The organism is Fibrella rubiginis, assembly GCF_017353185.1.
GTDB classification, from domain to species: Bacteria; Bacteroidota; Bacteroidia; order Cytophagales; family Spirosomataceae; genus Fibrella; species Fibrella rubiginis.
On record NZ_JAFMYV010000014.1, the window covers coordinates 1 to 12670 of the forward strand.

Sequence of the window (12670 nt, forward strand, 5' to 3'; positions counted from 1 at the left end):
ACCAAGCGCGAAGCATGACGCGTCAGCCGACTTACGACTATCAACTTTCCAGACTCCTTTTCTTTACCCCTACCTTTGCGGTATGGAAGAAAAATCCTTTGAAGCCTTTGCGCTGAACCGGCAGTTGCTCAACGCGGTAGCCGAGGCGGGGTACACTGAACCGACACCCATTCAGGAAAAAGCCATCCCGGTGGTGCTCGGCAACCACGATGTGCTGGGTATTGCGCAGACGGGTACTGGCAAAACGGCGGCGTATGTGTTGCCGTTGCTGATGAAAGTAAAATACGCGCAGGGTACCAACCCCCGCGCCCTGATCCTGGCCCCCACCCGTGAACTGGCCATGCAGATTGATAAAGCCATCGCACAGTTTGCCACCTATACCGACATCCGGCACGTAGCCGTATACGGCGGGCTTGGCCCGAAGGCGCAGATAGAGAAATTACAGGCGGGCGTCGACATCATTGTGGCTACGCCGGGTCGGTTCAATGACCTCTACCGGGCGGGCGAGATCGTGACGAAGGACCTCAAGACTATGATTTTGGATGAGGCCGATAAAATGCTCGACATGGGCTTTATGCCCCAAATTCGGGCCATTCTGGAGGTTATTCCCCGCAAGCGGCAAAACCTGCTCTTCTCGGCCACTTTCCCCGACAAAGTAGAACGGTTCTCGGCGGAGTTTCTGGAGGCCCCCATCCGCATCGAGGTAACACCGCAGAACATGACCGCCGAAATGGTGGATCAGGTAATTTATGAGGTACCCAATTTCCGCACTAAGATCAACCTGCTGGCCTACCTCGTCACGCGGGAAGACGCCCAGCGCGTAATTGTGTTTACCCGTACGAAACAGACCGCTGAGAACATTTATAAGTTTTTGGCCCGTAAGGTGGTAGACGACAGAAACATCCGGGTCATCCACGCCAACAAAGGGCAGAATACGCGCATCAACTCGATGGAGGCGTTTAAGGAAGGCAACATTCGGGTGTTGGTTGCTACGGATGTGGCCGCGCGCGGTATCGACGTAGCCGAGGTGTCGCACGTGATTAATTTCGACGTACCTATTATCTACGAAGACTACGTTCACCGCATTGGCCGCACGGGTCGGGCCAACCATGCGGGCGAAGCCATCACGTTCGTCACCATTGCCGAGGCGTATCACGTTGGTAAGATCGAAGGTATCATCCGTCAGAAGATTAATCGACTGCCAATTCCAAGGGAGGTTGAGCAGGTTGAGACGCCGAAAGAAGAGCAGCAGGATATGCTGCGTGAGATAGACGAACAGCGGCGCAAAGAAGACCCAACATTCAAAGGGGCTTTCCACGAAAAGAAGGACCCAAAAGCGGCGGCACGTGCGCAACAGGAACGTCTTGGCGGGGCAGCACGTCATAGTCGGGCAGGTCAGGCGGCGGCAGCGGCCAGCGGATTAAAAAAGAAGCCTGCCAATACAGGGCGGAAGCCCGTAAACCGCTCAGGAGCAGGCCCCAAAAACACGGGCAAGCGGGGATCGAGCAAGCGGTAATTGCCGATGATGTACTAACTTGGTTGCCCCTATCGTTTTTACGGTAATCATGCATATCAACGGCCACCTTTCTCGCTACGTTACCACACGCACGCTATTAACACCTCACCAACTGATGTGGGGGCTGTTGCTGTTGCCGGTACTGGCAGTTGGGCAGGCACAAACACCGGTTATGGTGTCGGCGTCGCGGGCAGCCAAGGCAGCAGCTAATGCCAAAACTGTTACTGCACCGAAGGAAACGGCTAAAACGGCCGACGTAGTCACAAACGCAGTAGTAGAGCGGGTTATTGATGTCAAAATTCTGCCCCTCTTCGGCGAACGGTCGAAGTCACCTTTACAGATTGAAGACGAAATTCGTTTTCTAAACGACTGTGACCAGAACTTCACCAGTCGCCACGAAGCCAGTCAGTTTTTTGCGGCCCGCGGTTGGGAGTACATTGCCGAGGCTCAGCTAGATACGGCTGCCTATCGCTTCAACCTGGCTAACCTGCTCGACGATAAAAACGCCGATGCTTTCTGGGGGTTGGGGGTAGTGAGCTACCAGCGTAATCAACTCGGTACGGCTATCAAGATGCTCCAGCGCGGTGCGAGTCTGGCCGACACCAATGCTGTGCTGCTAACCGACCTCGCCACTGTTGAATTGGAGCAGTATCAGGCCAAACAGGACACAGCCAGTATGGTCAATGCCCGTGAGCACCTTGCCAGGGCCATTTTCCTTCGCCCCGACCACGCCACGGCCTACATGAAACTGTCATTGGCCAATTACCTGGAGGCTAAATACGGCGATGCCTGGCTGTATCTTCACAAGGCGTATACCACAAGCATCACATCGGTTGACCTGGACTACGTCCACGAGCTACTCGCCAAACAGCCTGACCCAATTGGGTTGTTCAAATAAGAAAGGTTGAGCCATTGAAGGCCCAGTGGGCCTGTTCGACCAATAAACTTTACTGACTTTCCTCTTCTTCGGCTACGTCTGCTTTCTCCTTTGGGCGGTCGAAGGTTTGTTTGCCCCGCTCGTCCCATTCAGAGAGGATGATAGGCTCGGCAGCTTCGTCCCAGCGGTCAGTAGCATATTGGGTCACGCGCTTGCGAAACCGGCGGGTGGTGTTGGGATACCATTCTGTCCAGCGGCCAATTTTCACACCATTGTCATACTTTCCCTCCTCGGCAATCTGGCCGTTAGGGTGAAACGCCACATAAGTGCCCGTTAGCTTACCGTAGGTGTAGGGATACACTTCCTTGATCTTGGTGTGCGTGGAATCGTAATACACAATGCGCGAGTCGGCGGGGAAACCACGATGGTAACGCGTTTTGTCGATCAACATAAATTTGGCATCATACTTTTCCCAGCGACCATCACGCGTACCGGCGTAATAGTAGCCCTCTTCCATCAGTTCACCATTTTGGTAGCGCTTGTAAGGGCCATGCAACAGGTAAACACCCGACATATCCTTCGGCATAGGCTTAATCCGACCCTCTTTGGCACTGTATGACCATACCTCACGTACATACGGGCTGGGGTCCTGCCAGTTTTTCAGCACGTGAAACTCCTCCACGATGGCCCGGTCGCCGCTGCCGATTTTGGTAAACTGCCGAATCATGGGTAAGCCTTCGTAGTCTGTTTTAGACTCCTTTTTCCTTCCACGCTTGTCGCTTTTCTTAACAAATGATTTGATTTTCAGGCCCAGATCAGGAATGCTTGAACCCAGCATATCGCTCATCATACCCTTTAGTGAGTCGGGCCTGGGCAGGCTGCCGGGGAGGCCGTAGGACGTGGTAGAGAGTGGATTGCTGGCAATGGCCGAAGGAATGCCAGCCTGTTCAGCCACCTTTTTCAGGAAACTACCTTTCTGCTTCTTCGGAATGGCTACGGGAGGGCCTGCCGCTGTGGTAAGGGCAGAGGGGGCCGTCTGCGCCAACGCCTGGAGGCTGGTGGAAATCAAAAAACTTATAATCAACAGCGAACGCATAGGTATGTAAAAGATGGAACGTCCTGCCAACCAATGATTAGGCGGGACAAACAGACGGACGAACTTTGTTAGTTTTGCAACGCTTGTAAAGTCTGAAAAGTATACAAACGAACGCCTGGCCCAATAGGGTGGCGGCTGTTCCTGTCAACACAGTGGAAAAAGACGCTAAAATTTATGTTGCCGGACACCGGGGAATGGTCGGTTCCGCGCTGGTTCGCCATTTGAAAACCATCGGCTACACCAACATCGTGGCCCGCACATCGTCAGAGCTTGATCTGCGTAACCAGGCGGCCGTGGCCGATTTCTTCGCCGAAGAGAAGCCCGATTACGTATTTCTGGCGGCTGCCAAAGTAGGCGGTATCTTGGCCAACAACATCTACCGTGCCGAATTTCTGTACGAAAATCTGGTTATCGAAGCCAACATCATCCATAGCGCTCACCAGAACGGGGTAAAGAAATTGCTTTTCCTAGGGTCGTCGTGCATTTACCCCAAAATGGCCCCGCAGCCGTTGAAGGAAGAATACCTGCTCAGCGGTTTTCTGGAGCCAACCAACGAGCCTTATGCTATTGCCAAAATCGCCGGTATCAAGCTGTGTGAGGCCTACCGGAGCCAATACGGTGATAATTACATTTCGGTAATGCCTACCAACCTTTACGGCCCCAACGATAACTACAACCTGCAGGGTTCGCACGTGTTGCCTGCGCTAATCCGCAAGTTTCACGAGGCGAAAATCAACAACCAGCCTACGGTGGAGATTTGGGGCACCGGCTCACCCATGCGCGAGTTTCTGCACGCCGATGACCTGGCCGAGGCCTGTATTTTCCTGATGAATAACTACGACGGCGAGCAGTTCGTGAACGTAGGCACCGGCGAAGACGTCACGATTAAAGAACTGGCCGAGTTGGTGAAAGACGTCGTTGGCTTCCAGGGCGACCTTGTCTGGAATACCGATAAACCCGACGGCACCCCTCGCAAGCTGATGGACGTGTCGAAACTGCACGGAATGGGCTGGAAACACAGCATCGAACTTCGTCAGGGTCTGGAACACACGTACCAGGATTTCCTGCAAAACGAGGAGGTTTACGCAGTGTAAAAGCGAGTTCAATGTTTAACGTCCCATGTCTAATGTTGGCTGGCGCAAGCGTGATGCTCTCGCGTCAGCCAACATTAGACATGGGACGTTAAACATTGAACTCAATTAAATTCCCTTCGCCGGGTTGCCGAAGACCGTACTGCCTGCGGCCACATTCTCAACAACGACTGAACCGGCCCCAATGCGGGCACCTTTACCAACGGTAATCCCCGCCACTAACACGGCTCCTGCGCCGATATAGGCACTCTCGTCAATTGTAACGCCACTGTTTACAATAGCCCCCGGACCCACCTGCACAAAGTCGCCAAGGGCAGCGCGGGTGTCAATGACAGCCCCGGTCAGAATCAGGCAATGTTGCCCGACTGTGACCATCGGGTTAATGACGGCACGGGCGGCAATCAGGTTGCCATGGCCGATTGTAGCTAGTTTAGACACTACGGCTGTGTCATGAATAGCATTGACGGGCTGCGTTTTGCGCCGTTCATTCAGCAGCTTTACCAACTGCTTCCGTACCCGTCCGTCGCCGATGGCGATAAAGGCTTCTGTTTTAGGGCCAATGATCTTCAGAAATCCGTCATCGTCGGTTTCTCCTAATACACTTACATCGCCAAACTCCTGGCCGTGAAATGCTTTTTCATCGTCCAGAAAACCGTAGACGACTACCTCATTACGTTGAAAGATATCCAAGGCAGTCAGCCCTAAGCTGCCGGCGCCAAAAATCATTACAGGGTTCTCCATACTGGGAAGAGTTGTTTGTGTGTTCGTGTGTCTGTCTGTTTCTCTGTGAGTGTGGTAGGCAATCAGCAACAGACAAACCAACAAGCACACAAACAATTAATAAGTAGGCAATATTGATGATTGTATCGTCTTGATTTGGTAATCAGTGCATAAAACTTACGTCATACGTAGACTGCACCTTTGGGTTATGAAACAGGCAACGCTGTTCAGAACCATCATACTTTCAGACCTGCACTTAGGTACGGCGGGTTCGCGGGCCAAAGAGGCTACCGATTTTCTCAAATACCACTCCTGCCAGAAGCTCATCCTGAATGGTGACATCATCGACGGCTGGCAATTGCGGCAGCAGGGCGTCTGGAAAAAAAAGCACACCGCCTTTTTTAAGGTCGTTTTAAAGCAAATCGTTCACCACGATACCAAAGTGATTTACCTGCGCGGTAATCACGATGACTTTCTCGATCAGGTATTACCCCTGCAGGTAGGCAAGAACTTTCGAATTCAGCGCGATTACCTGCTCAAATCCGACAAAAAGACCTTCTACGTCACCCACGGTGATGTGTTTGATTCCATCACATCGCACATGAAGTGGCTGGCCCATCTTGGCGACGTAGGCTACACATTTTTATTGTGGGTTAATAAAGGTTATAACCAATACCGCGCCTGGCGTGGGCTAAGCTATTATTCACTATCGCAGGTGGTGAAGCAACGAATCAAAACGGCCGTCAGCTACATCTCTGATTTTGAAGAAAAACTGACCGAGCTGGCCCGCGCCCGCGGCTGCGATGGCATCATCTGCGGCCATATTCACCAACCGGCTATCCGAGACATCAATGGCATCACCTACATGAACTCCGGCGACTGGGTGGAGTCTATGAGTGCGCTGGTAGAAGACCACAAAGGGCAATGGCATTTGCTTTATTATTCAGACGTCATGGCTTCGGAAACGCCTGATAATGAATTGGATGTGTCTGAAGAAGAGGTAACGATACCCGCTGGGCAGACCATCTCGCAAACGATTATGACTGACTTGCTTACGTCAACGAAATAGGTTATGCGGTTCTTATTTGTCATTCAGGGTGAAGGACGCGGTCATCTGACGCAGGCAATTTCGCTGGCGCAGATTGTACAGAACGCTGGTCATGAGGTGGTTATGGCCATGGTGGGTTTGGCCCCCGGTCGGCCTATTCCGGCGTTTTTCGCCGAACAATTTCCCGCACCGCACACCACGCTGACCACGCCCGCGATGGTCTACTGCCCGAAAACCAACCGGCTCAACGTGGGAGCTACCGTACGGCAGGCATTGGGTAAGCTGGGTACGTTCCGGCGGAGTATGCAGCAGTTGCACGAGGCCATCGAAGCGCATCGGCCCGACGTAGTGGTCAACTTCTTCGAACTACTCTGCGGATTGACCTACGCGTTCTATGACCCTTCGGCCCCGGTGGTCAGTGTAGCGCATCAGTTTATGGCGCTGCACCCCGATTTTCCCTTTCCGGCCAAAAAGCGGCTCGATAAATGGAGTTTTCTGGCTCTGGTACGTCTCAACGGCATTGGCTCGTCAGAATTGCTTGGTCTCTCGTTTGATCAACAAGCCGACGCTCCAGAGCAACGCTTGCGGGTAGTGCCGCCCTTGCTTCGGCAGGAGATCAGCAAACTGGTAGCCACGAGAGAACCATATTTTTTAGCCTATACCACACAGCCGGGCCTTCGTTCGCAGGTGTTAGCGGTACACAAACAGCATCCCGATCAGCCCCTCCGTTACTACCATGCCGGTGCAACCGAAACGGAACAAGCTGTTGATGAAACCTTTACGGAATGTAAGCTGGATGGGCAACGCTACCTGTCTGATATGGCCCGTTGCTCGGCAATGGTGACTACGGCTGGGTTTGAATCGGTCTGTGAGGCGATGTATCTGGGCAAACCCGTGCTGATGATGCCACAGCCCAACCATTACGAACAAGCCTGCAATGCACAGGATGGTCAGCGCGCCGGAGCTGGCCTCGCCGCCGAATCGTTCGATCTGAGCGGGTTTATGCACTACCTGCCCACCTACAACCCCATCACCCAAATCCGCTTCCACGACTGGCAGGGGCGGGTTAGCGGTATGTTTCTGGCCGCCCTTCATCGCGCTGCGAACCCGAAGCCAAGTAAATCGTCGCGCCGTGCGGGCCGGGTGCAAACAGCATAAAAGGGAGTTTGCTGTCTTCTGTTGGCTGCCGCGAACGTATGCTTGCGGCAGCCAACAGAAGACAGCAAACTGAAAACAGCAAACTGTTGTAAGTTTTGCGCAATTTCGGGGCTTCCTAAACGTCTGCTTCATGCGCCTACTTAAAGCATTGCTGTCTACCGTCATTGCGGTTGCCCTTGTCTACGCCCTCAATCGAAGTTGGGGTGTTGTGCCTGCCCTTGGTTCGTTTATTAGCCCCTTTACGGGGTTCTGGCAAAATGCCGAAAAACCCGATCAGCTTCAGGCGCAGAGTCTGACCATTGGTGGCACCAAACAGCCCGTCGAGGTGCTGTTCGACAGCCTGCATATTCCCCACGTTTTCGCCCAAAATGACCACGACGCCTACTTTGCACAGGGCTACCTCACGGCTCGCGACCGGCTCTGGCAAATGGAATTTCAGACCCACGCCGCTGCTGGCCGGGTTGCTGAAATCGTAGGTGACCGTGCCACCGAACTGGATCGCTACAACCGTCGCCTCGGTATGGGCTTCGCTGCCGAACAGTCGGTTAAGCTCATGATGGACGATCCGGCCATCCGTGAAACGCTCGAAGCGTATTCGGCGGGGATCAACGCCTACATAAATCAGCTCAAGCCCGCGCAATATCCGCTGGAGTACAAGTTGTTAGGCTACGCGCCTGAGCCCTGGACACCTATTAAGTGCGCCTACTTCCTGAAGTATATGTCGGGTGTGCTGGCCCTGGGTGCCGACGACGTAGCGATGACCAATATTCTGGCAAAGTACGGTCCCGAAGTAACCAATGACCTGTTTCCCAACTACCCAAAGCACGAAGACCCAATTATTCCGCCGGGTACGAAATGGGATTTCTTGCCCGTTTATTACCTGAAATCACCGTCGAACCCGGTGCCGGGCAAGAACGGCTTCGCCTTAAACTGGCCCCGTCATGACCCGGCCATCGGGTCGAATAACTGGGCTGTGGCCGCTACCAAATCGGCCACAGGCTATCCTATTCTGGCCAACGACCCGCACCTGAATCTTAGCCTACCCTCTATCTGGTACCTGATTCAGTTGCACACCCCCACGCTCAACGTCATGGGCGCGTCGATGCCCGGATCGCCGGGGGTCATTGGCGGATTTAACCAGCACATTGCCTGGGGCGAAACCAACGTGGGGTCCGACGTGCTCGATTTCTACAAGATCAAGTTCAAAGACAATACCCGCCGCGAATACTGGCACGATAACAAGTGGAAGCCCGTAACCCGGCGCGTTGAGGTGGTCAAGATCAAGGGCAGGCCCGATCTGGTCGATACCGTGCTGTATACCCACCACGGACCGGTAATGTATGAGCCGGGGCAGAAGTCATTCGCCAAGAACTTTCCCGTGGGTTACGCCGTGCGGTGGGTGGCGCATGACCCGGCCAACGAACTAAAGTGCTTTTACCTGCTAAACCGGGCCAAAAATCACGCCGATTACCGCGAAGCCCTCACGTACTACGGTGCTCCGGCGCAGAACTTTGTCTTCGCCGACGTTAATAAAGACATCGCTATTGCGCCCAATGGCCGTTTTCCGTTGAAAAAGAAGCAGCAGGGTAAGTTTCTGCTCGACGGTACCGACCCCAACGACGACTGGCGGGCATACATCCCCGCCGACCAAAATCCACATGTCAAAAACCCACCGCGTGGCTTTGTCAGTTCAGCCAACCAATCGTCTACCGACCCTACGTATCCTTATTACCTGAACTGGCAGTTCGCCCCTCATGAGCGCGGTTCACGCATCAATCAGCGGCTCACGGCCATGCAACGCGCCACCGTTGACAGCATTCGGAACTTGCAGTTCGACACCTATAACATACGGGCTGCCGAACTGCTGCCGAAATTGCTTAGCCACTTGCAGTCGGGTAACCTGTCGGCGGCGCAGAAACAGGCACTGAACACACTGCAACAGTGGACCTATAACCAAACGACTGCCGAACTTGGTCCAACCATTTTTGTGGAATGGGAAAAGCGGTTTATGGAGGCTTTGTGGGGCGATGAGTTACCCGATTCTGACTCGTTGCCCCTACGCAAACCCAGCGCTGATCGCACCATTCGCCTGCTCGAAGAAAACCCCAATGCCCGCTGGTTCGACGATGTACGTACCCCCGTTAAAGAAACCGTTGCCGACATTGTAACCCAGAGTTTCCGCGCCACCGTCGACACGCTCACTAAGCGCCATGGACCACAAGGAGCAGGCTGGCAATGGGCCACTACCAAGGCTACTAAAATCAGCCACCTGGCCCGCCTCGATGCGCTTAGTGCGCTTAATGTGCAGGTTGGGGGAGGGGCCACTGTAGTCAATGCCATTACCAGCCGTACCGGTCCTTCGTGGCGTCTGGTGGTTGAGCTGGGGCCAATGCCTACAGGCTACGCTGCCCTGCCTGGCGGACAGTCGGGTAATCCGGGTAGCCATTATTACCTAAATATGCTGGAAACCTGGCGAAAAGGGCAACTTACTAAGCTACAGTATCTTACCTCACCGCAGGCACCTGGTACCTACGTACGGTGGAAATTAAACTAACCCTATGATCTCGATTTTATTAATCGCCCTGCTTAGCGCGGTGGCTCAACTGGTGTTGCCCTGGTGGAGTATTGCCCTCGTGGCTTTTGCATTTTGCTTTGGTCGTCCGCAGGGTAGTGGCCGGGCGTTTCTATACAGTTTCGTGGGTGTTGCGCTGGTCTGGTTTGGTTATGCGATACTGCAGCATAGTCAAACCAATGGTATACTTACCAGCCGCATCAGTGAAGTGCTGAAGTTGCCCGCCAATCCAATCTTTCTACTGGTCATCACACCGCTGGTAGGTGGCCTGGTGGCCGGCTTGGCGGGTCTGGCGGGCTACTTCACCCGGCAGGCTCTGATGCCGACCGTAACCGTAAAGTCGTAGCTTTGTTACAAAATCAATCAATAACCAAGTTTCTCGTGAAGAATGCATCCCTGGCGATCAACGCCGTCCTGGCCGTCGCCGTTGCCGTATTGTACTACCTCCATTTTAAGAGTGCTACCCCCGCCGAGCCTACCAAAGCTGCCCCAACCGTGATTGAAGGCCGCAAAGTGGTGTATGTAAATGTCGATTCGTTAGTGACGAATTATGAGTATTTCAAAGACACCCGGAAGGTATTGGAGAGTAAGGAGTTCCAGTTGCAAAACGATCTGCAAAACCGTGCCCGGTCACTGCAGAACGAAGCCGCGTTTTTTCAACAGCGTGCTCAAACCATGACAATGGAACAGGGCCGCGCCACGGAGGCGTCGTTGCAAAAGAAACAGCAGGACCTGATGGCTTACCGCGAACGTGCTGCTCAGGGACTGGCAGTTGAGAAAGCCAAAGAAGAAGAGGCGCTCTACAACCAAATCTTCGATTACCTCAAGAAAGCAAATGCGCAGAATAAATACGAGTTTGTGCTGGGCTATCAGAAAGGCGGTAGTATCCTCTATGCTGATGGCGGCAATGATGTCACTAAACGTGTCATTGATGGTTTGAACAAAGCCTACAAAGAGAAACAGGCTGCTACCAAGAAATAATCGTGCCAAAGCCATTCGAGAAGAAGCCAGCCTATAGATAAGCTGGCTTTTTCTGTTGGCACACTATTTGCGGTAGTGAGCTTATTGAATTAAGCAGTAACTAAAAGTCTTCATTGCTCACCGGAAGGTTATTTTTTTGATGATTTTACTGCGCACCCGCCCTTACTAGCACGGTTAGGCACTGTTTTTGCCCATTATTTGGTGCCTCACGATGTTAGATGAGTTAACCACTCAACTTTCGTCGTCAACATCGCTCTGACTGGTCAATGCCGTATTGGGTCCTGAGGCTGTGGCTTCAATGCCATAAACAAGCGCAAGTTTGTTTATGAAACGTTGGCCAGTTAGGCGACTCTCCAATCGAATAGTCTGTTTATTGATTAACTTCCAGAACCCTGGCCCTCCGGCTGGGGTTTTTGTTTATACAGCCTATCTCGCTCGTACGACCGAGCACCTCGGTAGGCAGTTATTACCCTTAATGTACTTTTGAAAATGGCTTCAGCCTCTATTGTTAAGCAAGTCGATATTCGTAATCGGCGGGCCTCTTTTGAATACGCGTTCGTAGACACGTTCACCGCCGGTCTGGTGCTGACCGGCACGGAAATAAAATCGATTCGTCAGGGAAAAGTGAATCTGCAGGATGCCTACTGCTTATTTCTAGGTTCGGAACTGTACATCCGGCAAATGAGTATATCTACGTATACAGAGGGCACCTACAACAACCATGACCCGCTACGTGATCGAAAGCTGTTGTTAACAAAGCGCGAACTACGCCGGTTAACAGAGAATCTGAAAGATCAGGGCCTCACCATTGTGCCTATCCGCCTGTACACTAACCCGCGTGGATTTGCCAAGATCGACATCGCACTGGCTAAGGGTAAGAAACTGTATGACAAACGCGACAGCATTAAGGAACGGGATGCAACGCGGTCTATGCAACGCGGTCAATACGAGGACTAAAGCCGCCTGACAAGGTTGACTTTCAAGCGCGTTTGGCTGGCTTGTGGAAATGTTGAAAAGTGAGTAAATTGCTACGAAACAGAGGACCTACAACCACTATATGGGCAGGAAAGTATTAGTCTTAAATCAAGATTACAGTGCACTGAGCATCTGTTCTGTTCCTAAAGCATTTTTGCTGGTTTACCTGAGCAAAGCAGAACTGGTGGCCGAAGCCGAAGCACTCGCCCTTCGGACAATCGACAAAGAGTACCCAATGCCAACTGTTATCCGGCTACATCGCTACGTTCATTTGCCTTACAAAGGCGTCATGCTTACCCGGCAGAATGTCTTCAAACGAGATGGACACCATTGTCAGTATTGCGGCACGACTGATGATCTCACCCTCGATCACGTAATGCCTAAATCGCGTGGCGGCAAAACAAACTGGGATAACCTGCTCACCGCCTGCAAACGCTGCAATTCGCGTAAAGGAGATTTCACTCCGGAAGAGGCAAACATGAAAATGCGGCACAAACCATTTAAGCCTTCGTTTATCGTATTCCTTCGAGAATTTTCTGGTGTACTCGATGATAGCTGGATGCCGTTTCTGACCACCAAACGAGAACGAATCTACGATTAACCTCCCGCCCCGGCCCAAGTGCCGGGCTTTTTTTT

The 12670-nt window shown here is 52.7% G+C and carries 12 protein-coding genes; 10 read left to right on the forward strand and 2 right to left on the reverse strand.

Annotation, left to right across the window (positions count from 1 at the left end; genetic code table 11):
* Positions 1 to 82 precede the first annotated feature (82 nt).
* Both J2I47_RS22570 and J2I47_RS22575 read left to right on the forward strand, forming a co-directional pair.
* Entirely contained in the window at positions 83 to 1516 is a 1434-nt protein-coding gene (locus tag J2I47_RS22570; protein ID WP_207366888.1) for a DEAD/DEAH box helicase, read from the forward strand.
* A gap of 49 nt (positions 1517 to 1565) precedes the next feature.
* Complete coding sequence (locus J2I47_RS22575; RefSeq protein WP_229374886.1) at positions 1566 to 2414, forward strand: tetratricopeptide repeat protein; 849 nt, start codon at positions 1566 to 1568, stop codon at positions 2412 to 2414.
* A 49-nt stretch (positions 2415 to 2463) separates the two neighbouring features.
* Here the strand turns inward: J2I47_RS22575 and J2I47_RS22580 are convergent, their stop codons facing one another.
* Positions 2464 to 3489 carry a toxin-antitoxin system YwqK family antitoxin gene (locus tag J2I47_RS22580; RefSeq protein ID WP_229374887.1) on the reverse strand — a complete coding sequence of 342 codons (1026 nt, stop codon included), beginning with the start codon at positions 3487 to 3489 and terminating at the stop codon, positions 2464 to 2466.
* A gap of 152 nt (positions 3490 to 3641) precedes the next feature.
* On the opposite strand from J2I47_RS22580, the gene fcl reads away from it, so the two are divergent.
* Positions 3642 to 4583, forward strand: coding sequence for a GDP-L-fucose synthase (fcl, locus tag J2I47_RS22585; RefSeq protein ID WP_207366889.1), 942 nt, complete (start codon positions 3642 to 3644; stop codon positions 4581 to 4583).
* Positions 4584 to 4688: 105 nt separating this feature from the next.
* On the opposite strand, the gene J2I47_RS22590 is transcribed toward fcl, so the two are convergent.
* Complete coding sequence (locus tag J2I47_RS22590) at positions 4689 to 5321, reverse strand: acetyltransferase (protein ID WP_207366890.1); 633 nt, start codon at positions 5319 to 5321, stop codon at positions 4689 to 4691.
* Positions 5322 to 5508: 187 nt separating this feature from the next.
* Between J2I47_RS22590 and J2I47_RS22595 the strand changes: the two genes are divergently transcribed.
* The 7 genes from J2I47_RS22595 to J2I47_RS22625 all read left to right on the forward strand — a co-directional run bounded on the left by J2I47_RS22595 (position 5509) and on the right by J2I47_RS22625 (position 12635).
* Entirely contained in the window at positions 5509 to 6369 is an 861-nt protein-coding gene (locus tag J2I47_RS22595) for a UDP-2,3-diacylglucosamine diphosphatase (protein WP_207366891.1), read from the forward strand.
* A 3-nt stretch (positions 6370 to 6372) separates the two neighbouring features.
* Positions 6373 to 7506, forward strand: a complete 1134-nt coding sequence (locus tag J2I47_RS22600) for a glycosyltransferase family protein (protein ID WP_207366892.1) — start codon at positions 6373 to 6375, stop codon at positions 7504 to 7506.
* A 130-nt stretch (positions 7507 to 7636) separates the two neighbouring features.
* The gene (locus tag J2I47_RS22605; RefSeq protein WP_207366893.1) at positions 7637 to 10060 is read left to right on the forward strand and encodes a penicillin acylase family protein; all 2424 of its coding nucleotides are present in this window, start codon (positions 7637 to 7639) and stop codon (positions 10058 to 10060) included.
* 4 nt (positions 10061 to 10064) lie between these two features.
* A complete protein-coding gene (locus J2I47_RS22610; RefSeq protein ID WP_207366894.1) occupies positions 10065 to 10424 on the forward strand; it encodes a hypothetical protein in 360 nt (119 codons plus the stop codon).
* Positions 10425 to 10459: 35 nt separating this feature from the next.
* Positions 10460 to 11059: an OmpH/Skp family outer membrane protein gene (locus J2I47_RS22615; RefSeq protein ID WP_207366895.1), complete on the forward strand. Its 600-nt coding sequence runs from the start codon at positions 10460 to 10462 to the stop codon at positions 11057 to 11059.
* 489 nt (positions 11060 to 11548) lie between these two features.
* A complete protein-coding gene (gene smpB, locus J2I47_RS22620; RefSeq protein WP_207366896.1) occupies positions 11549 to 12016 on the forward strand; it encodes an SsrA-binding protein SmpB in 468 nt (155 codons plus the stop codon).
* A gap of 100 nt (positions 12017 to 12116) precedes the next feature.
* Complete coding sequence (locus tag J2I47_RS22625; protein ID WP_207366897.1) at positions 12117 to 12635, forward strand: HNH endonuclease; 519 nt, start codon at positions 12117 to 12119, stop codon at positions 12633 to 12635.
* Positions 12636 to 12670 lie beyond the last annotated feature (35 nt).

Excerpts from the sequence above, each read along its gene's own strand:
- J2I47_RS22610 (WP_207366894.1), top strand. The coding sequence starts at position 10,065 with ATGATCTCGATTTTATTAATCGCCCTGCTTAGCGCGGTGGCTCAACTG.
- J2I47_RS22575 (WP_229374886.1), top strand. The coding sequence starts at position 1,566 with ATGCATATCAACGGCCACCTTTCTCGCTACGTTACCACACGCACGCTA.
- smpB (WP_207366896.1), top strand. The coding sequence starts at position 11,549 with ATGGCTTCAGCCTCTATTGTTAAGCAAGTCGATATTCGTAATCGGCGG.
- J2I47_RS22605 (WP_207366893.1), top strand. The coding sequence starts at position 7,637 with ATGCGCCTACTTAAAGCATTGCTGTCTACCGTCATTGCGGTTGCCCTT.
- J2I47_RS22570 (WP_207366888.1), top strand. The coding sequence starts at position 83 with ATGGAAGAAAAATCCTTTGAAGCCTTTGCGCTGAACCGGCAGTTGCTC.
- J2I47_RS22600 (WP_207366892.1), top strand. The coding sequence starts at position 6,373 with ATGCGGTTCTTATTTGTCATTCAGGGTGAAGGACGCGGTCATCTGACG.
- J2I47_RS22580 (WP_229374887.1), bottom strand. The coding sequence starts at position 3,489 with ATGCGTTCGCTGTTGATTATAAGTTTTTTGATTTCCACCAGCCTCCAG.
- J2I47_RS22625 (WP_207366897.1), top strand. The coding sequence starts at position 12,117 with ATGGGCAGGAAAGTATTAGTCTTAAATCAAGATTACAGTGCACTGAGC.
- J2I47_RS22590 (WP_207366890.1), bottom strand. The coding sequence starts at position 5,321 with ATGGAGAACCCTGTAATGATTTTTGGCGCCGGCAGCTTAGGGCTGACT.
- J2I47_RS22595 (WP_207366891.1), top strand. The coding sequence starts at position 5,509 with ATGAAACAGGCAACGCTGTTCAGAACCATCATACTTTCAGACCTGCAC.